18 protein-coding genes are annotated in these 23,663 nt (G+C 74.1%); 11 read left to right on the forward strand and 7 right to left on the reverse strand.

The genetic code is table 11. The annotated features are described in order from the left end of the window. Nucleotides 1-11: 11 nt before the first annotated feature. The 4 genes from mtnA (at nt 12) to scpA (ending at nt 6,856) form a co-directional block, all read left to right on the forward strand. On the forward strand, nt 12-950 hold the full coding sequence (mtnA, locus tag IO39_RS46355; protein WP_043639135.1) for an S-methyl-5-thioribose-1-phosphate isomerase: 939 nt from the start codon (nt 12-14) through the stop codon (nt 948-950). A gap of 81 nt (nt 951-1,031) precedes the next feature. Continuing rightward, the gene (locus IO39_RS51690; protein ID WP_245642644.1) at nt 1,032-2,624 is read left to right on the forward strand and encodes a peptidoglycan-binding protein; all 1,593 of its coding nucleotides are present in this window, start codon (nt 1,032-1,034) and stop codon (nt 2,622-2,624) included. A 117-nt stretch (nt 2,625-2,741) separates the two neighbouring features. Further along, nucleotides 2,742-4,712 carry a methylmalonyl-CoA mutase subunit beta gene (locus IO39_RS46365; RefSeq protein WP_043639138.1) on the forward strand — a complete coding sequence of 657 codons (1,971 nt, stop codon included), beginning with the start codon at nt 2,742-2,744 and terminating at the stop codon, nt 4,710-4,712. Next, entirely contained in the window at nt 4,709-6,856 is a 2,148-nt protein-coding gene (scpA, locus tag IO39_RS46370; protein WP_043639142.1) for a methylmalonyl-CoA mutase, read from the forward strand. The genes IO39_RS46365 and scpA overlap by 4 nt, the downstream gene beginning before the upstream one ends. Here scpA and IO39_RS57265 read toward each other — a convergent pair. Then, complete coding sequence (locus tag IO39_RS57265; RefSeq protein WP_052424233.1) at nt 6,850-8,865, reverse strand: serine/threonine-protein kinase; 2,016 nt, start codon at nt 8,863-8,865, stop codon at nt 6,850-6,852. The genes scpA and IO39_RS57265 overlap by 7 nt on opposite strands. A 111-nt stretch (nt 8,866-8,976) precedes the next feature. Here IO39_RS57265 and meaB point away from each other — a divergent pair, with 111 nt between their 5' ends. Both meaB and IO39_RS46385 read left to right on the forward strand, forming a co-directional pair. Continuing rightward, a complete protein-coding gene (gene meaB / locus IO39_RS46380) occupies nt 8,977-9,960 on the forward strand; it encodes a methylmalonyl Co-A mutase-associated GTPase MeaB (protein WP_043639145.1) in 984 nt (327 codons plus the stop codon). A 156-nt stretch (nt 9,961-10,116) separates the two neighbouring features. After that, nucleotides 10,117-12,315 (forward strand): CehA/McbA family metallohydrolase, encoded by a 2,199-nt coding sequence (locus tag IO39_RS46385; RefSeq protein ID WP_043639148.1) that lies wholly within the window; start codon nt 10,117-10,119, stop codon nt 12,313-12,315. 187 nt (nt 12,316-12,502) lie between these two features. Here the strand turns inward: IO39_RS46385 and IO39_RS46390 are convergent, their stop codons facing one another. Then, a complete protein-coding gene (locus IO39_RS46390; RefSeq protein ID WP_043639150.1) occupies nt 12,503-14,287 on the reverse strand; it encodes an AMP-dependent synthetase/ligase in 1,785 nt (594 codons plus the stop codon). A gap of 347 nt (nt 14,288-14,634) precedes the next feature. Between IO39_RS46390 and IO39_RS46395 the strand changes: the two genes are divergently transcribed. Continuing rightward, nucleotides 14,635-16,356, forward strand: a complete 1,722-nt coding sequence (locus tag IO39_RS46395) for an ABC-F family ATP-binding cassette domain-containing protein (protein ID WP_052424234.1) — start codon at nt 14,635-14,637, stop codon at nt 16,354-16,356. After that, nucleotides 16,349-17,335 (forward strand): hypothetical protein, encoded by a 987-nt coding sequence (locus IO39_RS51700; RefSeq protein ID WP_157549883.1) that lies wholly within the window; start codon nt 16,349-16,351, stop codon nt 17,333-17,335. Before IO39_RS46395 ends, IO39_RS51700 begins: the two co-directional genes overlap by 8 nt. A 77-nt stretch (nt 17,336-17,412) precedes the next feature. Here IO39_RS51700 and IO39_RS46405 read toward each other — a convergent pair whose 3' ends face one another. Then, a complete protein-coding gene (locus IO39_RS46405; RefSeq protein WP_084774651.1) occupies nt 17,413-17,676 on the reverse strand; it encodes a TFIIB-type zinc ribbon-containing protein in 264 nt (87 codons plus the stop codon). A 58-nt stretch (nt 17,677-17,734) separates the two neighbouring features. Beyond that, nucleotides 17,735-18,589 carry a phosphotransferase gene (locus tag IO39_RS46410; protein WP_043639154.1) on the reverse strand — a complete coding sequence of 285 codons (855 nt, stop codon included), beginning with the start codon at nt 18,587-18,589 and terminating at the stop codon, nt 17,735-17,737. A gap of 211 nt (nt 18,590-18,800) precedes the next feature. Between IO39_RS46410 and IO39_RS57270 the strand changes: the two genes are divergently transcribed. The 3 genes from IO39_RS57270 (at nt 18,801) to IO39_RS46425 (ending at nt 20,970) form a co-directional block, all read left to right on the forward strand. Continuing rightward, nucleotides 18,801-19,217 (forward strand): hypothetical protein, encoded by a 417-nt coding sequence (locus tag IO39_RS57270; protein WP_211267411.1) that lies wholly within the window; start codon nt 18,801-18,803, stop codon nt 19,215-19,217. 283 nt (nt 19,218-19,500) lie between these two features. Continuing rightward, on the forward strand, nt 19,501-19,965 hold the full coding sequence (locus IO39_RS46420) for a hypothetical protein (RefSeq protein ID WP_157549885.1): 465 nt from the start codon (nt 19,501-19,503) through the stop codon (nt 19,963-19,965). A 111-nt stretch (nt 19,966-20,076) separates the two neighbouring features. Continuing rightward, complete coding sequence (locus IO39_RS46425; protein ID WP_043639163.1) at nt 20,077-20,970, forward strand: TIGR03619 family F420-dependent LLM class oxidoreductase; 894 nt, start codon at nt 20,077-20,079, stop codon at nt 20,968-20,970. Here IO39_RS46425 and IO39_RS46430 read toward each other — a convergent pair. From IO39_RS46430 to murQ, 3 genes are all read right to left on the reverse strand, one after another. Next, complete coding sequence (locus IO39_RS46430; RefSeq protein WP_043639166.1) at nt 20,967-21,347, reverse strand: VOC family protein; 381 nt, start codon at nt 21,345-21,347, stop codon at nt 20,967-20,969. The genes IO39_RS46425 and IO39_RS46430 overlap by 4 nt on opposite strands. Before the next feature lie 14 nt (nt 21,348-21,361). Continuing rightward, a complete protein-coding gene (locus IO39_RS46435) occupies nt 21,362-22,645 on the reverse strand; it encodes a serine hydrolase domain-containing protein (RefSeq protein ID WP_043639170.1) in 1,284 nt (427 codons plus the stop codon). A 116-nt stretch (nt 22,646-22,761) separates the two neighbouring features. Continuing rightward, a complete protein-coding gene (gene murQ / locus IO39_RS46440) occupies nt 22,762-23,661 on the reverse strand; it encodes an N-acetylmuramic acid 6-phosphate etherase (RefSeq protein ID WP_043639172.1) in 900 nt (299 codons plus the stop codon). Between the last annotated feature and the right edge of the window lie 2 nt (nt 23,662-23,663).

A 23,663-nucleotide genomic window follows, 5' to 3' on the forward strand; every position in this document is an offset into this window, starting at 1 on the left:
GCGTTTGTCCTGTGAGGACGATTGACTGGGTCGACGGCGCCGTCGAGCTCGTGGACCAGACCCTGCTGCCCGACAAGTGCGTGATGCTGCGCATCCACACCGTCGGCGAGCTCGTGGACGCCATCCGCCGCCTGGCCGTGCGCGGCGCGCCCGCGCTCGGCGTGGCGGGGGCGCTCGGCGTCGTGCTCGCCGACGGCGACCCCGCCCAGATCGCCGCGCTGCGCGCCGCCAGGCCCACCGCCGTCAACCTCGCCTGGGGCGTCGACCAGGCCGCCGCCCACCTGGACGAGGGGCGCGAGGCGGTGCTGGAGGCGGCCCTGCGGGTCCGCGACGACGACATCGCCGCCTGCCGCGCCATGGGCGAGCGCGGGGCCGACCTGCTCGAAGGCGACCGGCTGCGGATCATGACCGTGTGCAACACCGGCGGGCTGGCCGCCGTCGAGCGGGGCACCGCGCTCGGCGTCGTCCAGACCCTGCACGAGCGCGGCCGCCTGGCCGAGGTGCTCGCCCTGGAGACCCGGCCGCTGCTGCAGGGCGCCAGGCTCACGACGTGGGAACTGGCCAGGATGGGGGCGCCGCACCGGCTCATCGCCGACTCCGCGGGGCCGTACCTGCTGGCCAAGGGCGAGGTGGACGCGGTGCTCATCGGCGCCGACCGCGTCGCCGCCAACGGCGACACCGCCAACAAGATCGGCTCGTACGCGCTCGCGCTCGGCGCGGAACGCGCCGGGGTGCCGTTCATCGTCGTCGCGCCCGAGTCCACGATCGACCAGCACACCCCCTCCGGCGACCAGATCGAGATCGAGGACCGCGACGCGGACGAGATCGTCACCGTCCGGGGCGTGCGGGTGGCGCCGGAGGGCACACGCGCGTGGAACCCGGCCTTCGACGTGACCCCGCACGACCTCATCACCGCCATCGTCACCGAGCAGCGGGTGATCAGGCCGTAAGGCATTTCGGCGATCGCGCGGACCAGGCAGGCACGATCGCGTTACGCTCGGTCATCATGTTCTCGACCCCCGGAGAGAACCGTGGCCATCGACCTGGTACCACGCCGTGACTGGCAGGCGCGCGCGCCCCGCGGCGACTACACGCAGCTCGACTCCACCAGAGGAGTGAAGGTCCACTACACGGGCGGCCTGGTGCCGCCCCGCCTCGTGGACGACCATGCGGAGTGCGCCGCCCTGGTCAGGACCATCCAGGGCTTCCACATGGACGGCAACGGCTGGATCGACATCGGCTACTGCGCGGACGAGGAGACCGAGATCCTCACCCGCCGGGGCTGGACGGACTACCGGCGGTTGCGCGCCGGCGACCTGGTCCTCACCCTCGACCACGAGACGGGCCGCTCGCAGTGGCAGCCTGTGCTGGAGGTCTGCGTCTTCCCGGCGCGCAGGCGCGAGATGGTGCGGATGGAGGGCGACTTCCACTCCTCGCTGACCACCCCCGCGCACCGCTGGCCGGTCGAGCGGCCGCGCGGCGACGGATACGACCGGGTCTGGACGACCACGGAGGACATGGGGCCGGACGACCGCGTGCCGCTCGCGGCCCCGTGCGCCGAGCTGCCCGCCGAGGCGAAGTGGTCCGACGCGTTCGTCGAGCTCGTCGCCCGGTTCTCGGCCCCCGCGTCCGGCGGCGCGCCGTCGCTGGTCGCGTCCGGCTCCTCCGCCCTGCCAGCTGAGGCCGGGCGGGAGCTGCCGGCGGCGGCGCCGGGCCGGGTGCCCTCGTACGACTTCCTGCTCTCCCTCACCAGGGCCCAGCTCTCGCTGTTCGTGGAGATCACGCGTGAGGTGAACGGCGCGACCGCCTGGGCCGACCGGGCCGCCGCCGAGGCGTTCCTGCTCGCCGTGCTGCTGACGGGCGCGCCGGCCGTCCTGACCAGGAAGGGCGCCAGGTGGCGGGTACGCGTCCCGCGGCAGCGGCACCTCGCCCCCCGCACCGCCGCGGCCCAGGGACGGCTGACGATCACCCGGGAGCCGTACGACGGGGAGATCTGGTGCCCCCGGACCCCCAACCAGAGCTGGCTGGCCCGCCGCGCCGGCACCGTCTACTTCACGGGCAACTCCTTCGTCGCCTGCCCGCACCAGAAGGTGTTCGAGGGGCGCGGCCTGCACCGCCTGCCCGCCGCCAACGGCCCGGGGCTCAACGCCGGCCACTACGCCGTGCTGGGCCTGGTCGGGAACTCGGGCCTGGTCCAGCCGCCCGACGCGATGCTGCACGCGATCCTCGACGCCATCGAGCACGCCCGCCAGAACGGCAACGCCGGCAAGGAGATCAAGGGACACCGCGACGGCTTCGCCACCGACTGCCCCGGCGAGCCCCTCTACGCCTGGGTCAAACGCGGCGCGCCCCGTCCCGGCGGCAACGGCGACCCGCCCACGCCGCCCGCGGCGCCTGCGTTCCCCGGCCGGCTGCTGAGGTATCCGCCGGTGCTGCGCGGCCAGGACGTGCGCACCTGGCAGGCGCGAATGCGCGAACGCGGCTGGGACCTGGCCGTGGACGGCGCGTACGGGAGCGAGTCGCGCGAGGTGTGCCTGCGCTTCCAGCGGCAGCAGGGCATCGCCGACGACGGGATCGTCGGGCCGGTCACGTGGCGGCTGACCTGGGAGGCCCCTCTCACCTGAGCCGCGCCCCCGGCCGGTCCGCTCCCCGTCCCTCCGGGCGCGGGGAGCGGGCCGGCCGGCCGCCCGGTGGCGGGGCGGGGTTACTGAGGCGCGGGCGTTCCGCCTACTATCCGAACCATGGAACTGGCAGCGGGGTTCGCGTCCATCTCCCGGGACGACTGGCGCGCGCTGGCGGCGGAGGTCCTGCGCAAGTCCGGGGTCGAGACCGACGCGCCGGAGGAGGCGCTGTCGCGGACGACCTACGACGGGATCAGGGTCGCGCCGCTCTACGACGCCGGTGACCTGCCCGGCGATCCGGGGCTGCCGGGCGCGGCCCCGTACGTGCGGGGGAGCCGCGCCGCCGCCGGATGGGACGTGCGGCAGCGGCACGCCGTGGCCGACCCCGAGGCCGTGCTGGCCGACCTGGAGAACGGCGTCACGTCGTTGTGGCTGGTCGTCGGGGACGGCGCGATCCCGGTGGGCGAGCTGGGCCGGGTGCTCCAGGACGTCTACCTCGACCTCGCGCCCGTCGTCCTGGAGGCAGGCGACTCGGTGCGCGAGGCCGCCGAGACCCTGTTCACCCTGGCCGCCGCCCGCGAGAACGGCGCCTTCGAGAGCGCCGCTCGTGACAGCGCCGCCCGTGACAGCGCCGCCGGCGACCGGCAGGGCCCGGCCCCGGCCGCCTCCGCCGCGCCGGGCGCCTCTCCCGGGCCCCGCGTCGCGCTGAGCGGCAACCTGGGGGCGTCCGCCGTGCGCGGGCCGGACGGGGCCGAGCTGGCGCTGCGCTGCGCCGCCGAGTTCCCCGGGCTGCGGGCGATCACCGTGGACGCGACCCCGTACCACGACGCGGGCGGCAGCGACGCGGAGGAGCTGGCCTGCTCGATCGCGCGGGGCGTCGCCGAGCTGCGCGCGCTGACCGCCGCCGGGCTGCCGGTGGAGCAGGCGCTGGGGCAGCTCGAGTTCCGCTACGCCGCCACCGCCGACCAGTTCGCCACCATCGCCAAGCTGCGCGCCGCCCGCCGCCTGTGGGCCAGGGTCGCCGAGGTCTGCGGCGCGCCCGAGGCCGGCGGCCAGCGGCAGCACGCCGTCACCAGCTCCGCCATGATGACCGCCCGCGACCCGTGGGTGAACCTGCTGCGCACCACCGTCGCCTGCTTCGCCGCCGGCGTGGGCGGGGCCGAGGCGGTGACCGTGCAGCCGTTCGACGCCTGCCTCGGCCTGCCTGACGCCTTCTCCCGCCGGATTGCCCGCAACACCCAGTCGCTGCTGCTGGAGGAGTCGGGGCTGGGCCGGGTCATCGACCCGGCGGGCGGCTCCTGGTACGTCGAACGCCGCACCGCCGACCTCGCCGAAGCCGCCTGGGCCTTCTTCAGGGAGATCGAGGCCGCAGGGGGGATCGTGGCGGCCGGCGAGCTGGTCTCCGCCCGCATCGCCGCCACCCGGGCCCGCCGCGACGACGACATCGCCCACCGCCGCCTCCCGATCACCGGCGTCAGCGAATACCCCGACCCCGACGAGAAGCCCCTGCGCCGCCCGGCGGCCGCGGAGCCGGCCCGCCCCGCGCCCGAGCCCGCCCGCGCGGAGCCGGAGCCGTCTGCGCCCGAGCCCGCCCGCGCGGAACCGGAGCCGGAGCCGTCTGCGCCCGAGCCGGCGCCCGCGGGGCCGGAGGGCGGGGAGCTGCCCAGGGTGCGTTACGCCGAGCCGTTCGAGCGGCTGCGTGACCTGGCCGACGCGCAGCCCGAGCGGCCCAAGGTGTTCCTGGCCACCATCGGCCCCCTCGCCGCCTACACCGCGCGGGCCGCGTTCGCCGCCAACCTGTTCCAGGCGGGCGGCCTGGCCACCGAGACGGCCGGCCCCGGCACCGACCCCGAGCAGATCGCCACCGCCTTCGCCGTCAGCGGCGCCACCGTCGCCTGCCTGTGCTCCAGCGACAAGCTGTACACCCAGCACGCCGCCGCCGTGGCCGCCGCCCTGCGCAGGGCCGGCGCGAGAAAAGTCTGGCTGGCGGGGAAGGGACGGTACGAAGGCGTGGACGCCGTCCTCCACGCCGGCTGCGACGCGCTGGCCGTGCTCCACGAGACCTTCGACGACCTGGAGGTGACCCGATGATCCCGGACTTCTCCGGCATCCCGCTCGACCCCCTGCCCGAGCGGGCACGGGAGGCGGGGGAACCGGCGGGCGAGGTGTGGCGCACGCCGGAAGGCATCGCGGTCAAGCCGCTCTACACGGCCGCCGACGTGGCGGGCCTCGACTTCCCGCACACCTACCCGGGCGCGGCCCCGTTCCTGCGCGGCCCGTACCCCACCATGTACGTCAACCAGCCCTGGACCATCCGCCAGTACGCCGGCTTCTCCACCGCCGAAGACTCCAACGCCTTCTACCGGCGCAACCTCGCCGCCGGGCAGAAGGGCCTGTCGGTGGCGTTCGACCTGGCCACGCACCGGGGCTACGACTCCGACCACCCGAGGGTGGCCGGCGACGTCGGCATGGCCGGGGTGGCGATCGACTCGATCTACGACATGCGCCGGCTCTTCGACGGCATCCCGCTCGACCGCATGTCGGTGTCGATGACCATGAACGGCGCCGTGCTGCCGGTCCTCGCGCTGTACATCGTGGCGGGCGAGGAGCAGGGCGTCGCGCCCGAGCAGCTCGCGGGGACCATCCAGAACGACATCCTCAAAGAGTTCATGGTCCGCAACACCTACATCTATCCGCCGGCCCCGTCGATGCGCATCATCTCCGACATCTTCGCCTACACCAGCGAGAAGATGCCGAAGTTCAACTCCATCAGCATCTCCGGCTACCACATCCAGGAGGCCGGCGCGACGCTGGACCTGGAGCTGGCCTACACGCTCGCCGACGGGGCCGAATACCTGCGGGCCGGGGTCGCGACCGGGCTCGACGTCGACCGGTTCGCGCCGCGCCTGTCGTTCTTCTGGTGCATCGGCATGAACTTCTTCATGGAGGTCGCCAAGCTGCGCGCCGCCCGGCTGCTGTGGGCCAGGCTCGTGTCCGGGTTCGGCGCGAAGAACCCCAAGTCGCTGAGCCTGCGTACACACAGCCAGACCTCCGGCTGGTCGCTGACCGCCCAGGACGTCTACAACAACGTCGCCCGCACCTGCGTCGAGGCCATGGCCGCGACCCAGGGTCACACGCAGTCGCTGCACACCAACGCCCTCGACGAGGCGCTCGCGCTGCCCACCGACTTCTCCGCGCGCATCGCCCGCAACACCCAGCTCATGCTCCAGCAGGAGTCCGGCACCACGCAGGTGATCGACCCCTGGGGCGGCTCCTACTACGTCGAGCGGCTCACCCACGACCTCGCCGAACGCGCCTGGGCCCACATCCAGGAGGTCGAGGCCGCCGGCGGCATGGCCAAGGCCATCGAGGCGGGGCTGCCCAAGATGCGCATCGAGGAGGCCGCCGCCCGCACCCAGGCCCGCATCGACTCCGGCCGGCAGCCGGTGATCGGCGTGAACAAGTACCGCGCGGACGACGACCAGGACGTCGAGGTGCTCAAGGTCGACAACAGCGCCGTACGCGCCCGCCAGCTCGACAAGCTCGCCCGCCTCAGGGCCGAGCGCGACGGCGAGGCCGTGCGGCGCGCGCTCGACGCGCTCACCAAGGCCGCCGGGCACCCCGCCCCCGGCCTGGAGCACAACCTGCTCAAGCTGGCCGTGGACGCCGCCCGCGCCAAGGCCACGGTGGGGGAGATCTCCGACGCGCTGGAACGGGTGTTCGGCCGGCACGCCGAGCAGGTGCGTACGATCACCGGCGTGTACCGCGACGAGTCGGGCTCCCACGGAGACATCGAGCGCGTCCGCCGGGCCTGCGAGGAGTTCGCGCGGGCCGAGGGCCGCCGCCCGCGCATCCTGGTGGCCAAGATGGGCCAGGACGGCCACGACCGGGGCCAGAAGGTGATCGCCACCGCCTTCGCCGACCTGGGCTTCGACGTGGACGTCGGCCCGCTGTTCCAGACGCCGGAGGAGGTCGCCAGGCAGGCGGTCGAGGCCGACGTGCACATCGTGGGCGTCTCCTCGCTGGCCGCCGGGCACCTCACGCTGGTGCCCGCGCTGCGCCAGGCCCTGGCCGACCTCGACGCCCCCGAGATCATGATCGTGGTGGGGGGCGTCATCCCGCCGGGCGACCACGCCGAGCTGCGCGCCGCGGGCGCCTCGGCGATCTTCCCGCCGGGGACCGTGATCGCCGAGGCCGCCCTCGACCTGCTGGAGCAGCTCCGGAGCGGTCAGTAGGCGCCCTGCTGCGCGCACATCGGCACCGAGACCGTCTTCTGCGCGGTGACGGGCGAGGTGATCCGCAGGGTGACGCTGTGGGTGCCGCCGGTGCTCGTCAGGGTGCGCGGCGCGGTCACGTAGCGCCGGCCGTTCTCCGGGACGAGCGCGGTGGCGCGGCCCACGGAGGCGCCGTCCACGATCCAGGTGTAGCTGAAGCTCACCGGGTCGCCGGTGCGGCGCACCAGCGCCCGGAGCGTCACCTCGCCGCCGGCCCAGCACTCGCCGTCCCTGGTGCCGTTCGCGCGGACGTAGACGACGCTGAGCCGGTCGGCGGCCTCTTCGCCGTCGCCCGGCAGCCTGCTCGGGGTGCCGTCCGCCTGCGGGGTCGGCCGGGGGCTGCGGGTGCGCTTGGGGGTGGCCTCGGAGGTGGCGGGCGAGGTCGTGGAGGCGTCGCCGGTCACCGCCGCGTTCCTGGACTTCGGGGTGGGCTCGGTGGGGGTGAGCCAGACGATCGCGGCGCCCAGGACGCACACGGACAGGCCGGAGACGCCCGCGACGAGCACCTTCTTGGCCCGCCGCCCGCCCCGCCGCGCGGCGGCCGGTCGCGCCCCCGCTCCGCCGTGCGCGCCGGCTCCGCCGTGCGCACCGGCCCCGCCGTGCGCGGGCGCCTCGGTCGCGGGCTCCGGCGCTTGCACGGCGTGCGGCATGGACGGCTCCGGCACCTGAGCACCCTGAGGCCCCCGCCGCTCAGCCGCCTGCCGCTGCTCCTCCAACCAGGCCGCCTGCGGTCGTGCGTGGTCCTGCGGTCCGGGCGCCTGGGTCTGCTCGACCTGGGACGAGAGGTCGAACAGCGCCTGGAGCGGCGAGGTCGCCGGTCCTGCCCCGTTCTGTCCCGCCGTGCTGTGTCCTGCCGTGCTGTGTCCTGCCGTGCTTGCCGTGCTGTGTCCCGCCGTGCTGTGTCCTGCCGCGTCCTGGCCCGCCGGGCCGGGCTGCGACGGGTGCGCGGCCGGGGTGGCGTGCGGGGCGGGTGGCTGGGCGGGTGGCTCGGCCGGGGCGGTGTGATGGGCGCTCGCGCGGTGGCGTGGCGGGGTCTCGCGCGGGGGCCGCTGCGGCTGCACGTCCACGGTGTCGTGCTGCTCGGACGACTGCCACGCCGGCGGCTGGTGCGCGGCGGGCTGGTGCGCCGATGCCTGGGGCGGCGGGGCCGCGTACGGGGCCGGGGGCTGGGGCGGGGCCGAGGGGAGGCGCGAGGGGGCGGTCAGCCGCAGCAGGACGTCGCGCATCGCGGGCCGCGCCGCCGGCTCCTTGGCCAGGCAGGCCGCCACGACCTCACGCAGCGGCGCGGGCAGCTCGTCGAGCCGCGGCTCCTCGTGCAGGATGCGGTTGATCACCGCGGGCAGCGCGTCGTCCCCGAACGGCGGCACGCCGGTGGCCGCGTACACGAGCACGGACGCCCACGAGAACACGTCCGCCACGGCGCCCACCGGCTTGCCCGCGAGCTGCTCCGGCGCCATGTACGCGGGCGTGCCCACGATGGCGCTGGTCGCCGTCACGCCCGAGCCGAGCGCCCCGGCGACGCCGAAGTCGACGACCCGCGCCCCGTCGGGCCCGAGCAGCACGTTGCCCGGCGTCAGGTCGCCGTGGACGACGCCGGCCTGGTGCAGGGCGTCGAGCGCGGTCGCGGTCGCCACGGCGACGCGCTGCAGCTCCGCCCCGCCGCGCCGGCCGGCCTGCTGCAGCGAGGGCCCGTCCACGTATTCGGACACGATGTACGGCCTGCCGCTGGTCGAGGCGTCGAGCACCTGCGCGAGGCAGAACGGCTCGACCTGGCGCGCCGCGGCGATCTCCCTGGCCAGCCGGTCGCCCACGGCGAGCCCCTCGCGCAGCACCTTGACCGCGACGGGGGTCCCGTTGCGCGCCTGGCCGAGATAGACCACACCGTGGCCGCCCGCGCCGAGCCGCCCGACCAGCCGGTAGGGTCCCACCGCTGCCGGGTCGCCCTCGCGGAGGGGTTCGACATTGGGCATGAGGGGAGTGACTCCTGTGACGGCTGAGGTTAGAACTCCAGCACCCTACTGGCAAAAGTCAAGTCTTGTCAGAAGTTAGGCTGATCAACTGCGAAGAAAGGGGCAAGCAGGGTGCACTCGCTGGAGGACTACGCCAACGGCGTGCGGGCGGGCTCGCGTACGTGGATCGCGCGCGCGATCACGCTGGTCGAGTCGACCAGGCCCGACCACGACGCCCTGGCGCAGCGGCTGCTCGTGGAGCTCACCCCGCTGTCGGGGCGGGCCCGCAGGGTGGGCGTCTCGGGCGTGCCCGGGGTCGGCAAGTCCACGTTCATCGACGCGCTCGGCACGCGGCTGACCGCGGCGGGGCACCAGGTCGCCGTGCTGGCCGTGGACCCCTCCTCCACCAGGACGGGCGGCAGCATCCTCGGTGACAAGACCCGCATGGGCCGCCTGGCGGCCGACCCGGCGGCGTTCATCCGGCCCTCGCCCACCTCCGGCACGCTCGGCGGCGTCGCCAAGGCCACCAGGGAGGCCATGGTCGTGGTGGAGGCGGCCGGGTTCGACGTCGTCCTGGTCGAGACCGTCGGCGTGGGCCAGTCGGAGACGGCGGTGGCCGACATGGTGGACACGTTCCTGCTGCTCACCCTGGCCCGCACGGGCGACCAGCTCCAGGGCATCAAGAAGGGCGTGCTGGAGCTGGCCGACGTCATCGCGGTCAACAAGGCCGACGGCGAGCACGAGCCGGCGGCCAGGAAGGCGGCCCGCGAGCTGGCGGGCGCCCTGCGCATGCTGCGCTTCGACCCGGGGCCGGGGACGGACTCCGCGGCGGGGCCGCCGCCCGTGCTCACCTGCAGCGCGCTCACCGGCGACGGGCTGGACGAGCTGTGGCGGCGCGTGCTGGCCCACCAGGACGCCATCGACCTGGCCGGCAAGCGCCGCCGCCAGCAGGTGGGCTGGACGTGGGCGCTGGTGCGCGACCGGCTGCTGGCGGAGCTGCGCGACGATCCCGCGGTGGCCGCGATCAGCGAGGAGGTCAAGAGGGAAGTGCTCGCGGGCGAGCTGACTCCGTCCCTGGCCGCCGACCGAATTTTGTCCGCGTTCAAACGTCTTTGAAGGCAAGCGCGAAGGAACGCCGGGGCAGCATCGGAAACCCCTGGGTGGAGATACCACTCCCGAGGATGAATTCTCTCCCCCTCCCGGGCCGGGGCCGGGCGGAGGGGTTGCGTGATCCATGTCACGATGTCGCGCAACCACAGTGGGAGGGCTCGTATGGCCGCGGAATCGATGCTGCCCGACAGGGTGACGGACGCGCTTGAGGAGTACGGCCGCCTTTTGGGCGAGCACGGGATCACCTGGGGCGAGCCGGAGATCCCTTACGTGAAGTTCTTCGCCAGGCGCAGAGTGCTGCCCCCGGCGCTGTTCGACCGGTTCTGGCGGCTGGTCATGGAGACGGTCGCGCAGAGCCATCCCGACGAGCCCCGCGACCAGCTCGCCGCCCGGCTGGCCGAGCCGGACTACGACCGGGTGCTGCGCGACACCCTCGACGGGGAGCTGCCGGCCCACCTCGTCGCCGTCCGGATCGCGCCCGGCGGCGTCTCGCTCCAGGGAACGCCGCGCACGGTCCTGCTCCCCCCGGCCGCGGAGGCCGGGCGCTGGGCCGAGGACCTGACCACCCTGCTGCTCGGAGGCGGCGCGCGGGCGGAGCGGGGCGAGACCGCCACGCCGCCGCCGTGGCGGGAGGGCCTCGCCCCCGCCGGGCCGCTGCCGGGCCGGGGCGAGGAGCGGATCTCACTGCTGTTCGACTCCAGCCGCGACGAGCCCTGCCCCGTCAGCGTGGACGGCACCCGGCGCCTGTTGGACCCGCGCGGGGCCTGGCTGGTCGAGGTGGACCAGGACAGCGTGGTCGTCGCCGACGGCGTGCGGGTCGCCCTGGACAGCCTGCTGCGCACCATCCCGTCGTCCTGGCTGCGCCTGTCGGCCGGGATGCCGTGCAGGTGGAGCGTGGTGGCCTCCGACGGCAGCGGCTGGTTCCCGTCCGGCACCCCCCACCGCTACGACTACCACGGCCGCCCCTACTTCCACGGCGACGACCTCGTGCTCCAGGTCCCGTGCCTCCCTCTGACGGTCAGGGCCGCCAGGGGCATGGAGTACGACGAGGCCGAGACCGAGCTGACCCCGAGCCCCGGCCGCGAGCACCTGGTGCGGCTGGCCCCCACCCGCCTGTACGACGCGGCCGCCCGCGGCTGGTACGGCGGCGACATGCACGTGCACCTCAACTGGGCGGGCGACCTGGTGGCCGTGCCCGCCGACGCCGCCGCCGCCCAGCACGGCGAGGACCTGCACGTGCTCAACCTGCTGGCGGGCAACGTCTCGGGCCGGCGCGTGTACGACCGCGAGGCCCTGGAACACTGGACCGGCCGCGACCTGCCCTGGTCCGACGCCACCCACCTGGCCAGGATGGGCGTCGAATACCGCAACGACCTGCTCGGCCACATCTACGCCTTCGCGCCCCGCTCGGCCCCCGGCCGCTACCACACCGGCTTCGACGGCGACGCCGACTGGCCGCCGAACGCCGACGGGCTGCGCGAGCTGCGCGGCCTCGGCGCGCTCGTCGGCTACAGCCACCCGTTCCGCACGCCCATCGGCGACGGCGACCCGCCCAAGGGCGTCGTCTCGCCCGTGCCGCGCAACTGCGCCGCCCGCGAGCTGGTCGCCGACGCCGCGCTCGGGCTCGTGGACAGCCTCGACGTGCTCACGCACGCCTCGATCCCGGCCACGGCGGCGGTGTACCGGCGGCTGATCGGCGCGGGCAACCGGCTGGCGGTGACCGCGGGCACCGACGCGATGATCTCCTTCACCCGGTCCGACAACCAGTCCAACCCGCCCGGGTGGGCCCGCGTCTACGCCAGGATCGAGGGGGAGCTGACCGCCCGGTCGTTCGCCCAGGCCGTACGCGCGGGGCGCACGTTCGCCACCACCGGCCCGTGGCTGGAGCTGGCCGTCGACGGCCACGGCCCCGGCCACGTCATCCAGGCCCGCCGGGGCGACACCGTCAGCGTCACGGCCACCGCGATCGGCCCCGAGGTGGTGGCGGTGCGCATCCGGACGGCCGACGGCACGCGCGCCGGGGCGGAGCGGCTGCCCGGCGGTGGCCGGGGCGACGACCCGCTGACCGTGACGGCCGAGCTGGCCCTGGACTCACCCACGTACGTGGTGGCCGAGGTGCTGTGCGAGACCCATCCGCGCACCCTCACCGCCACCGGCTACGCCCTGACCAGCCCTGTTTACGTGGACGTGGACGGCGGCCAGGTCGCCAGGCGCGACGACGTGCTGTGGTGCCTGGAGTGGCTCAAGCTGCTGGAGGAGCTGATCAGGCAGCACGGCAGGCTGGCCAGCCCGTACCAGTTCGGCGACCACATGTCCCTGCTGCAGCAGGCCAGGGCGGTCTACCAGGCGCGCCTGACCTGACCCGGCCCGCCCCCTCTGATCCGTTCGGCCGGCGATTCGACCATACGGCCTGAATCCAGGCCGTATGGCATGACCGCACCGGCCGCGACCGCCACGCCCACCAGGCTCCATGCGATCGGCAATCTGCGGGTCCTGCTGACCGTGCTGGTCGTCACCCACCACGTCGCGATCACCGGCCGGCGGGAGGTCACGTGTAGAAGGAGTCGAGGGTCGCGCCGTGCCGCTCCTCGACGGCCTTGCGCTTGATCTTGAGGCTGGCCGTCAGCTCGCCCGTCTCCACCGAGAAGTCCTCGGCCAGGATCGCGAACTTCTTGACCGTGGCGTAGCTCGCCTCGCCCTCGTTGACGTGCTTGATCGCCTTCTCGACCTCGGCGCGCATGCGCGGGTGCTCGCGCAGCGCCTCGGCCTCGGTGGGCAGCGACTCGGCCTGCGCCCACGGCCGCACCACGTCCATGTCGAGCGTGACCAGCGCCGTGACGAAGTTGCGCCGGTCGCCGTGCACGAACACGTGCGACACGTACGGGCAGGCCGCCTTGATCCGGCCCTCCAGGTAGGTCGGCGCGACGTACTTGCCGCCCGAGGTCTTGATCAGCTCCTTCTTGCGGTCGGTGATGCGCAGCCGGCCGGCCTCGTCCAGCTCGCCGATGTCGCCCGTGCGCAGCCAGCCGTCCTCCAGCGTCGCGGCGGTCTCCTCCGGCAGGCCGTGGTAGCCGCGCATGATGCCGCGCCCGCCGATCAGGATCTCGCCGTCCTCGGCGATGCGGACCTCGGTGCCGGGGAGCGGCGGCCCCACGGTGCCGAACTTGACCGACTCGGGACGGTTGAGGAAGCTGCCCGCCGACGACTCCGTCAGGCCGTACCCCTCCAGGATCGTCAGGCCCGCGGCATCGAAGAACTCGGCGACGTCCTGGTTCAGCGGGGCCGCGCCGGAGATGAAGTAGCGGATGCGGCCGCCGAAGCGCTCGCGCAGCTTGGCGAAGACCAGGCGGTCGGCCAGGGCGTACTCGGCGCGGGTGGTGACCGGCAGCGCGGCCCCGCGCTGCCTGGCCTTGACGACCCGGCCGCCGGTCCTGCGCGCCCACTCGAAGATGCGCAGCTTGAGGCCGCCCTCGCGCTGCATGTTCGCCACCACGGTGTTGTGGATCTTCTCGAAGATGCGCGGCGCGGCGGCCATCACCGTCGGCTTCAGCACCCCGAGGTTGTCGGCGATCTTGTCGAGGCGGCCGTCGATCGCGGTGGGCACGCCGATGTCGATCATCACGACCTCCAGCAGCTTGCCGAACGAGTGTGACAGCGGCAGCCAGAGGAAGTGCAGGTCGGAGGGGGAGATGAGGTCGATCTCGCGGACCGCGCCGGCGGCGTAGAGCCAGTTGTCGTGGGTCAGCTCCACGCCCTTGGGCCGGCCGGTGGTGCCCGAGGTGTAGATGAGCGTGGCCAGGTCGTCCTGCGCGATGGCGTCCACCATCGCGTCGTAGTGGCCCTCTGTGTCGGCCTCTGTGTCGCCCTCCGCCTCGCGGGCGGCGAGCGAGTCGAGCGTGACCACCCAGCCGTCGTCGGCCGGCGAGCCGTCGATGACCACCACGTGGGTGACGTCGGGCAGCTCCTTCTGCACCGACCTGAGCTTGGCCACCTGGTCCTCGTCCTCGGCGATGACGAGCGTGCTGCCCGAGTCGGTGATGACGAAGGCGCACTCGGCGGGCGTGTTCGACGGGTAGATGGTGGTGGTGGCCGCCCCCGTCGCCAGGACCGCCAGGTCGCACAGGATCCATTCGAGGCGGGTGGAGCAGAGGATCGACATGCGGGTGCCGGGGCCGGCGCCGAGCCCTGCCAGGGCCAGCGACAGCGTGCGTACGCGTTCGCCCACCTCCCGCCAGGTCAACGAGGTCCATCCGGCGCCGGAGGGCACACGGTAGGCCTCGGCGTCGGGAGTGGCCGCGACGCGGTCGCGCAACAGGGAGGGAATGCTGGACATGCCTGACCTCCTGGGGGTGTTGGCCCCGACTCTAGGACGACGACACCGTCTCAGTCGATGGATCGCGGCACGAGATCCTGTTCCGGCGGCGCCTTGCGGGGGATCGGGGTGTCGCATAGAATCCCGACGTCTTATCGCCGATCCGTGGGGGCAGCAGACGTGAGGATCTGAGGTCGCGGGCACCGCGCCGTTCCGCCCTGTCGTGGGCATGCGCGCGTCACTTCGGCCTCGTGGGCATCCTCGCCCCCGGTCACGGAGCCCGGCTCCGTGTTCTTCCCGTGTCGCGTGTGTATGCGGTGATTCCCGCCAAGTCACGAAATTTCGATTTTTGTGATGGGAGCCGCCTTATGACCTTTTCCATTGTCGTCGATCACGTGTCCTTCGGCTGGCCCGACGGCACCAAGGTGCTCGACCGGCTCGACGCCGCGTTCCCCGCGGGACGTACCGGGCTCATCGGGCTCAACGGCTCCGGCAAGTCCACCCTGCTGAAGATCATCGCCGGGGAGCTGACGCCGCTGTCCGGAAGCGTGTCCGTCTCGGGCGTGGTCGGCTACCTGCCGCAGAACGTCCCGCTGGCGGCCCGGCGTACCGTGTCCGACCTGCTGGAGATCAGCCGGACGCGGGCCGCGCTGCACGCCATCGAGAGCGGTGACGTGGCCGAGGAGCACTTCGCCGCCGTCGGCGACGACTGGGACGTCGAGGAGCGCGCCCGGGCCGAGCTGGACCGGCTCGGGCTGGGCCATCTCGGCCTCGACCGTACGGTCGGCACGCTGTCCGGCGGCGAGACCATCATGGTCGCGCTGGCCGCGCAGCTGTTGAAGCGGCCCGACGTGCTGCTGCTCGACGAGCCCACCAACAACCTCGACCTCGACGCGCGGCGCCGGCTCTACGCCGCCGTCGCCGCCTGGCAGGGCGTGCTCCTGGTCGTGAGCCACGACCGGGCGCTGCTGGAGCTGGTGGACCAGATCGCCGAGCTACGCGAGGGCGCCGTGCGCATGTACGGCGGCAACCTCACCTCCTACGAGGAGCAGGTCGCGGCCGAGCAGGAGGCCGCCGAGCGCTCGGTGCGCACCGCCGGGGGCGAGGTGCGCCGCCAGCAGCGCGAGCTGATCGAGGCCAGGACCAGGATCGACCGGGGCCTGCGCAACGGCAGGAAGGCGCAGGAGAACAAGAAGGTGCCCAAGATCGTCGCGAGCGCCCTCAAGCGCAAGGCCCAGGTGACAGCGGGCAAGCAGCGCACGCTGCACCTGGAGAAGCTGGAGGAGGCTCGCGAGCGGCTGACCGAGGCCGAGCAGGCCGTGCGCGACGACGCCGCGATCCGCATCCAGCTCCCCGGCACGGAGGTGCCGGCCGGCCGCACGGTCCTCACCCTCCCGCTCGAACCCGGCCCGCTCGAACCCGGCCCGCTCGAACCCCGCGCGGTGCCGGACCCCGCCGGCGGGGACGGTCCCGGTGACCCCGGGGACGAGAGCGGCGGTGCGCGGGGCAGGGCGCGGGCGGCCGTGCTGGAGACGCTGGTCGTGCGCGGCCCCGAGCGGATCGCGCTGCTCGGCCCGAACGGGTCGGGCAAGACCACCCTGCTCAAGCGCATCGTCGAGCACGGCGCCCACGTGCCCGTCCGCTACCTGCCGCAGCGGCTCGACCTGCTCGACGACGCGCTCAGCGTGGTGGACAACGTGCGCGCCGTGGCGCCGTCCGCCTCGGTGAACGACGTGCGGGCGCGCCTGGCCCGGTTCCTGTTCCGGGGGGACCGGGTCAACCAGGCCGTGGGCACGCTGTCGGGCGGCGAGCGGTTCCGCGCCACGCTGGCCGCGCTGCTGTCGGCCGAGCCGCCGCCGCAGCTTCTCCTGCTGGACGAGCCGACCAACAACCTCGACATGGCCAGCGTCCGCCAGCTCGCGCAGGCGCTGTCGGCCTACCGGGGGGCGCTCATCGTGGCCAGCCACGACGTGCCGTTCCTGGAGACGCTGGGGATCACCCGGTGGCTGCGGCAGGACCGCGACGAGGGACTGGCGGAATCGACATTGACGGTTGGGGATCAATCGGACGATAGTGGGGCAGGTGGTTAGACCCGTCAGACCTCGGTTGATCTCCTGCGCGCTCGCCCTGGCGACGCTGTCCGCCGTCGGCGCGTGCTCCTCGGGAGCGCAGTCGCCGGCCGGCGGCGAGCCCAAGGTGACGGGCGTCGCGGGAGGCAACGGGGCCGCCCCGGGCGCCGGCGCGGACGGTGGCCGGAGCCCGGCCGCGCTGACCCCGGAGGGATACAAGAGCGAGCTGGAGAGCCGGCGCGAGCCGATGACCGACGCGATCTCCGCGCTGGCCGGCGCGCGCGGGGTCAAGGCCCTGGACCAGCGGGTGGGGCGGGCCGAGGAGGCGCTGACCGGCGCCGCCGACGCGCTGTCCGCGCTCACCCCGCCCGAGGACGTGCGCGCCCAGCACGAGGCGTACGTGACCAGCCTGCGTGACGTCGCCACCAAGCTGGGCTCCGCCTCCGACAAGGTGGGCGCGCGGGACCTGTGCACCTCCTCGGCCGTGCTCGCCGACCTCGGGGACGAGCTGACCGCGCTCGACGAGGCGGGCCGGGCCCTGCAGAGCGCCGGCGACTATCCGGCCGACGTCGTCACGGTCAAGGCGGGGGAGCGGCAGACCAGGCGGCTGCGCAACGGTTCGTTCATCACCAAGGGCACGCTCAACGGGCGCGGCTCGCTGGAGATCAGCAACGGCGGCAACTTCGACGCCGTGGTCAGCGTCGTCAAGGGCGGCAGCAAGGCGTTCAGCGTCTATGTGCGCAAGAAGGCGAAGTTCAAGGTCCGGGGCGTGCGCGACGGCACCTACCGGATCTACTTCACGCACGGGGCGGACTGGGAGGGCAAGAACCGCACGTTCACCAGGAACTGCAGCTTCGAGAGGTTCGAGAAGGCGGCGAAGTTCAAGACGACGTTCACCGCCACCCAGATCCTCTGGCACGACTGGCGCATCACCCTGCACGCCGTCTCCGGCGGCAACGCGCCCACCAAGCCGGTGGACCCGGACGACTTCCCCGGCTGAGCCCGCCTTCCGGGGGCGCGCCGGCGCTCCCCGGTGACCGAGAAGGCCGCGCACCCCGGGTGCGCGGCCTTTCCGCATCAGGTCGAGAACAGCATGCCCACCCAGCTGCGCTGGCGGTGGTGACCGTAGTGGCCGCCGTGGTGCGGGGCCGGGGCGCCCCAGGCGGGGCCGCCGGGGGCGGGGGGAGGCGGGGGAGCCGCGTGGTACTGCGTCTCCATCCTGGTCAGGGTCTCGAGCTCGCCGTAGTCGAGGAAGATCCCGCGGCAGTTGTCGCACTGCTCGATGTGGACGCCGTTGCGCTCATAGGTCCGCATGTTCCCGCGGCACTTAGGGCACTGCATCTAAGTCGCTCTCCTTGGCTTCGAGGTCTCAGGATGAAACCTACCGCGCGCAACCCCGTCACGCTCGGACGATCCTGTTGCACGACTCGATTAACGAATGCTCGACCTCGTCCAGTTCCCGGCCGTCACGTTCGGCGTTGACCACGGCCACGGCGGCGAGCTGGACGGTGAGCGCGCGGGCGGGCAGGTCGAGCCGTGACCAGGGGTCGTCGCCCCGGCCCAGCGCGGGCCCTCCCGAGGCCAGGTACGCTCCCAAGAACCGCTCCCACACGGCCGGTTCGAGCAGCCCGGCGGCGTACCAGGCGGCCGGTCGCGCCAGGTCCCACGCCGGGTCGCCGACGCCGAGGTCGTCCACGTCGATCAGCAGCCACCGGTCGCGGTGGACGAGCTGGCCCAGGTGCCAGTCGCCGTGCGTCAGCAGGCCCGGCAGCGGCGGCGGCTCGGGCAGCTCCTTGAACGCCCGCCTGACGAGCTGCTCCACCGGCCCGTCGCCGCTCATGCGGTCCACCGCGCGCGCCGCCCTGGCGGGCCCGCCCGCCGGGGGCAGCGCGGGCAGTAGCGTGAGAGGGACGGCGTGCAGCCTGGCCAGCAGCCGGGCGCCCTCCTCCCACGGCGCCGAGCCGGGGTCGTCGTGCGAGACGGGCCGGCCCGCCGGCCACACCGTCACCGCGCGCCCGCCCGCCGACAGCACCTCGCGCTCCAGCGGGGCCAGCAGCACCCCGTTGACCGCGGCGGAGGCGGCGGCCCGTAACCGGGGCCGCAGCTCGCCGGCGTCGTCACGGGCCGAGTGGGCCTTGACCACGACCTCTCCCATGCGTAACACCACGACGTCCGTGCGCGTCGGATGCACCACGGGCGTGCCCGTGCCGCCGTACGCCGCGGCGATATCCGCCAACTCCGCTTGAAGACCCACGCGTACAGACTATTGGCCGGTATCGGGACGGCGGCCGGTGCGCACGGGAGGGTGGCGTCGCCCGCCGAGGGGGGCCGGGAAGAGGTGGAGCACCGCCGGCGGGGGTAGAGGGCGGGTGACCGAGGCGAGGATCGTCACTGCGTGGCGGGCGAGCATTGTCACTGCGCGGCGGGGCGAGGATCGTCACTGCGCGGCCGGGGAAGGTGTCGTGATGGCGCAGGCGAGGGAGTGGGCGGCGCTGATCCGCGAGTGGCTGAAGGCGAGCTCTCCGGAGGCGGCGCGGGCGATGCGGGAGCGGGAGCAGGAGGCCGCGCGGAGACGCCGGGAGCGACGGCCGGCGGAGCGCCGGCGGGCCGGGCGCGCGGGTCCGGCGGCGGAGGAGGCGCCGGCCCGGACGCGGTGGGCGACGGAGCCGCAGCCCGCGGCCGGCCCCGGCGAGGCGGAGATCGAGGCGGCCAAGGAGGCGCTGGCGCGCGAGACCTCCCTGGCCCGGGCTCGGGCCCGCGCCAGGGAGGAGCGGGAAGGCCGGACCTCGGGCGGTGCCGCCCAGCCCGAGGGGAGGGGAGGGCGGGGGTCGGGCGGCGGCGTCCAGCCCCAAGGCCCGGCACCGGGCGCCGGCCCCGCCTGAGCCGGCGCGCGTCACGGCCGTCCTCGCGTGGCTCCCGCGCGGCTCCCGCGTGGCTCCCGCGTGGCTCCCGCGTGGCTCCCGCGTGGCTCCCGCGTGGCTCCCGCGTGGCTCCCGCGTGGCTCCCGGGTGGCGGCTCGGCGGCCGATGATGGTCAGCGGCCTGCACGCCGGTGGTGGCTTCGGGCACACTGGCGGTGCGCAGCAACCCGGTTACGACGAGTAAAGCCGAAAAGAGGCATCAGGTGTATTCATGGGGCCGGCCCAACGGGCCTGGTGCGCGGACCATGCGTCACGTCGTGCTCCTGCTCGTGCTGCTCGCCTCGGTCACGGCCTGTCGCTCGGAGTTCCCTTCCCGCGAGCTGCGGGTCGATCCGCGGGTGCTGCAAGATCTCCGCGCGACCGGCGTCGTGCTGGCCGAAACGACGAGCGAGGAGTACTGGGACGGGGTGACCACCGTGACGGAGTCCAGAGTGGTCGAGGTGCGGCCCGATGGCGGGGCGACCGCTCTGGAGAAGGCGCGCGACTCGCTCACCGCGCGAGGCTGGGCGGAGATCGCGGCCCGACTGCCCGACTGGGTCCAGCTGGAGTCGGACGAATGGCCGTCCACGCGGATATCGCTCACCAGCGTAGATTTCACCCTCGGGACCCTTGACCTGCAGACGGAGGAGAAAAAGGCGATCACCCGGGCGGTGGAGAAGTCGGATGCCGACGCGCTCGTGGTCCTGGACGTCTACCGGACAGGCCCGTGAGGAGGGCGTCGCGGTCCCGGTGCGTCGACGCTCGCCGGGTCGATGAGACGTTCTCCTCCGCGTGAAAGGGCCCCTCCCTCGGGCCGGCGCGTCTCCGTCAGACTGGGAGGCATGAGAGTCGGTTTCGCCGTACCCGTGTCGGGCCCCTGGGCCACCCCCGAGAACATGCGCCGTATCGCCACCAGGGCGGAAGAGCTCGGCTACGACCAGCTCTGGACGTTCCAGCGGCTGCTCTACCCCGTCGGGCACCCCATGGGTGACACCTATCGGTCCGTGCACGACCCGCTGATCACGCTGGCCCACCTGTCGGCCGTGACGAGCCGCATCGGGCTGGGCGTCGCGGTGGTCAACGCGTACGTGCAGCCCGTGCCGCTGGCCAAGCAGCTCGCCACGCTCCAGACGCTCTCCGGCGGCCGGCTGACCGCCGGGCTGGGCCTGGGCTGGCTGCCCGAGGAGTTCGAGGCGACCGGCGTGGACATGGCGCGGCGCGGGCGCAGGGGCGAGGAGTTCGTCGCGGTCCTGCGCAAGGCGTGGACCGACGACGTGGTGGAGCACGAGGGGGGCTTCTACCGCGTGCCGCCCGCCCACATCGAGCCCAAGCCCGTGCCGGGGCCGCCCCGGGTGCTGCTCGGCGGCGGGGCGGAGGTCGCGCTGCGCCGGGCCGCGCGGCTGGCCGACGGATGGGTCAGCGCCAGCAGGGAGGACCTGGGCGCGATCGCCGGGCGCATCGAGCTGATCAAGACCGAGCTGGCCGCGGCGGGCCGCGACGCGGACGCGTTCCGCTTCGTGTGCCGCGGGGTGACCCGGGTGCGGGCGGCCTCCGGCGCCGAGGATCGCCCGCTGACCGGCACGTACGACAAGATCAGGCAGGACGTGGCCGAGCTGGCGGCCCGCGGCGTCACGGACGTCTTCCACGACCTGAACTTCGACCCCGAGATCCCCGTGGCCGACGCCAAGGAGGCGATGCGCCGGGCCGAGGAGGCGCTGGAGGCGCTGGCGCCCTAACCGCCGCCGTACGGCACGGTGATGATCTCCAGGTTGTGCCCGTTGGGGTCGGACCAGTACAGGCCGCGCCCGCCGTCGTTGGTGTTGATCTGCCCCGCGTGCCGGTGGTGCGGATCGGCGTAGTAGACCAGCCCGCGCTCCTTGATCCGGCCCCAGATCCGGTCGAACTCGTCCTCGCTGACGAGGAAGGCGTAGTGCAGCTCCGGGAGGTCGTCACCCGCCTGCACGACGTCGATCGAGACGTCGTTGCCGAGCGTGACGACCCGGAACGGGCCGTATTCCGGGGCCGGCTCCAGGCCGAGGATCTCGACGAGGAAGGCGGCCGTCGCGTCTCTGTCCCTGGCCGGCATGATCGTGTGGTTCAGCTGGACGGACATGGTTCCAGGTTACGTCAGCGGAGGCGGAGGGCCTCTGCCGCCACCGCGTGGCGCAGCTCGCGGATGCCGGCGCGGCCCCGGACCGGGTGGACGGCGTTCGTCAGCAGCACCACGGTCAGGCCGCGGGCCGGGTCGATCACGAGCGAGGTGCCGGTGAAGCCCGAGTGGCCGTACGCGCCGTCCAGCGGGCCGATGATGCCGGGGTCGCCGAGGCGCACGCCCAGCCCGTGGCGGAACGGCGCCCCCTCGGCCCCCTGGTCGCGCGTCATCTCGGCCACGCTCTCCGGGCGCAGCACGGGCCCGCCGCCGCGCCGCAGCGTCTCGCCGAAGGTCAGCAGGTCCCCGGCCGTGGCGAACAGGCCGGCGTGCCCGGCGACGCCGCCCAGCGCGTACGCGGTCTCGTCGTGCACCTCGCCGCGCACGCAGCCCGGCCCCGGCCGCTCCGGCTTCCACTCGGTCGCCGCGACCCGCCCCGCCGTCCCGTCCGGCGGCTCCGCGCCCACCGCTCCGACGGCCCCCATCGCCCCGGAGGCGCGGGGAGCGGGGCCGGCCGTCCGGAGGGCGGGGGTGACGGGGCGGTAGGCGGTGTCCGTGAGGGCGAGCGGCGTGGTGATCCGGGTACGGGCCAGGGCGTCCAGCGGCGCGCCGCCGGCCAGTTCCGCCAGCCGCCCCGCCATCACCATGCCGACGTCGCTGTAGAGGTAGGGCCCGCCGACCGGGTGGAGGATCGGCGTGGCCACCATGGCGGCCATCCGCGTGGCGGGGTCCGCGCCGGGCAGCTCCAGGTCGACGCGGCGGGTCGGGGGCAGGCCCGCCGTGTGGGTGAGCAGGCGGCGCGGCGTGATGCGCGGGTCGGCGCCGGGGATCAGGCCGGCCACCGGCTCGTCGAGGTCCAGCCGCCCCTCCTCGGCCAGCGAGAGCAGCACGACCGTGGTGAACAGCTTGCTGACCGAGGCCAGGTCGAAGATCGAGTCCAGCCGCGCCGCCGGCCGCACCCCGGCGAGCCTTCCCCACGCGTCGAAACGCCCCCAGGGCTCGCCCGCCGGGCCTGACGGCCGCTCGGACTCGCCGGTGGCGCCGGTCCGGGGCCCGGGCTCGCCTGGCGAGTGTGGCGGGCGCTCGGGCTCGCCGGAGGGGCCTGGCGGGGGGCCTGGTTCGGCGATGGGGCCGGTGTAGCGGACGAGCTCGCCGGTGGCGGCCGCGGCCGCCAGGGAGCCGTCCACCGCGATCAGCGCGATCGCGGCGGCGCAGACGCGCGGCACCCCGTCGGCCAGGATCGCCTCCAGCCGGTCACTCATCCCCGTCCCCCTCGTCGTCGTGTTCAGCGTTCGCTGTCCGGGGCCCCGTTCCGGTGGGGCCCGCTCGCCCGGTCCTGCTGTCCCGGTCCCGGGGCGTACCCCGGCCGGGCGGGTGGTCAGGTGCTGAGGGCGTCGCTGAGGCGTTCGCCGTGCGACTCCAGCAGCTCCCGCGCGGCCTCGGCGTCGAGCCCGTGCCTGATCATCAGCACGGCGATCTTCGCCTGCCCGCCCGCCGCGTCCAGCGCCGCCCCCGCGGTCTCGCGGTCGGCGCCGGTGATGTCGCTGACGATGCGCATGGCCCGCCCGGCGAGCTTGCTGTTCATGGCCGACATCTCGATCATCTTGTTCCCGTACGTGCGGCCCAGCTTCACCATGGAGATCGTCGAGATCATGTTCAGGACGAGCTTCTGCGCCGTGCCGGCCTTCAGCCGGGTCGAGCCGGTCACCACCTCGGGCCCCACGACGACCTCGATGGCGTGCTCGGCGGCGGCCGACAGCGGCGCGTCGTCGTTGCACGACAGGGCCACCGTGAGCGCGCCGCGGGCGGCGGCCTCGGCCAGCGCGCCCAGCACGAACGGGGCCCGCCCGCTGGCCGACACGCCGACGACCGAGTCCAGCGGGCCCACCTCCAGGTCCTTCAGCGCGGCGGCGCCCGCCTCGGCGTCGTCCTCCGCCCCTTCGACGGACCGGGTCAGGGCCTCGGGCCCGCCCGCGATGACACCCTGCACCAGCGACGGATCGGTGCCGAACGTGGGCGGGCACTCGCTGGCGTCGAGCACGGCCAGCCGGCCGGAGGTGCCGGCCCCGACGTACAGGAGGCGGCCGCCCTGGGCCATCCGGTCGCTGATGGCGTCGATGGCGGCCGAGATCGCCGGGATGGCCACCGCGACGGCGGCGGGCACGGCGGCGTCGGCCTGGTTCATCAGGCGGGCGATCCGCTCGGTCGGCAGCCGGTCGATCTGGCTGTAGCGGGGATCGCTCTGCTCAGTGGACAGCTCGGGTAGCGGATCAATCATGT

The organism is Nonomuraea candida, from assembly GCF_000725485.1.
Lineage (GTDB): Bacteria > Actinomycetota > Actinomycetes > Streptosporangiales > Streptosporangiaceae > Nonomuraea > Nonomuraea candida.

What these genes read in the sequence shown, in the direction of transcription:
- IO39_RS46430 (WP_043639166.1), bottom strand. Translation starts at nt 21,347, where the DNA reads ATGTCCGTCCAGCTGAACCACACGATCATGCCGGCCAGGGACAGAGAC.
- IO39_RS57265 (WP_052424233.1), bottom strand. Translation starts at nt 8,865, where the DNA reads ATGCCCAATGTCGAACCCCTCCGCGAGGGCGACCCGGCAGCGGTGGGA.
- IO39_RS46365 (WP_043639138.1), top strand. Translation starts at nt 2,742, where the DNA reads ATGGAACTGGCAGCGGGGTTCGCGTCCATCTCCCGGGACGACTGGCGC.
- murQ (WP_043639172.1), bottom strand. Translation starts at nt 23,661, where the DNA reads ATGATTGATCCGCTACCCGAGCTGTCCACTGAGCAGAGCGATCCCCGC.
- IO39_RS46395 (WP_052424234.1), top strand. Translation starts at nt 14,635, where the DNA reads ATGACCTTTTCCATTGTCGTCGATCACGTGTCCTTCGGCTGGCCCGAC.
- IO39_RS57270 (WP_211267411.1), top strand. Translation starts at nt 18,801, where the DNA reads ATGGCGCAGGCGAGGGAGTGGGCGGCGCTGATCCGCGAGTGGCTGAAG.
- IO39_RS46390 (WP_043639150.1), bottom strand. Translation starts at nt 14,287, where the DNA reads ATGTCCAGCATTCCCTCCCTGTTGCGCGACCGCGTCGCGGCCACTCCC.
- IO39_RS46425 (WP_043639163.1), top strand. Translation starts at nt 20,077, where the DNA reads ATGAGAGTCGGTTTCGCCGTACCCGTGTCGGGCCCCTGGGCCACCCCC.
- IO39_RS46420 (WP_157549885.1), top strand. Translation starts at nt 19,501, where the DNA reads ATGCGTCACGTCGTGCTCCTGCTCGTGCTGCTCGCCTCGGTCACGGCC.
- IO39_RS46405 (WP_084774651.1), bottom strand. Translation starts at nt 17,676, where the DNA reads ATGCAGTGCCCTAAGTGCCGCGGGAACATGCGGACCTATGAGCGCAAC.
- scpA (WP_043639142.1), top strand. Translation starts at nt 4,709, where the DNA reads ATGATCCCGGACTTCTCCGGCATCCCGCTCGACCCCCTGCCCGAGCGG.
- IO39_RS46385 (WP_043639148.1), top strand. Translation starts at nt 10,117, where the DNA reads ATGGCCGCGGAATCGATGCTGCCCGACAGGGTGACGGACGCGCTTGAG.
- IO39_RS46435 (WP_043639170.1), bottom strand. Translation starts at nt 22,645, where the DNA reads ATGAGTGACCGGCTGGAGGCGATCCTGGCCGACGGGGTGCCGCGCGTC.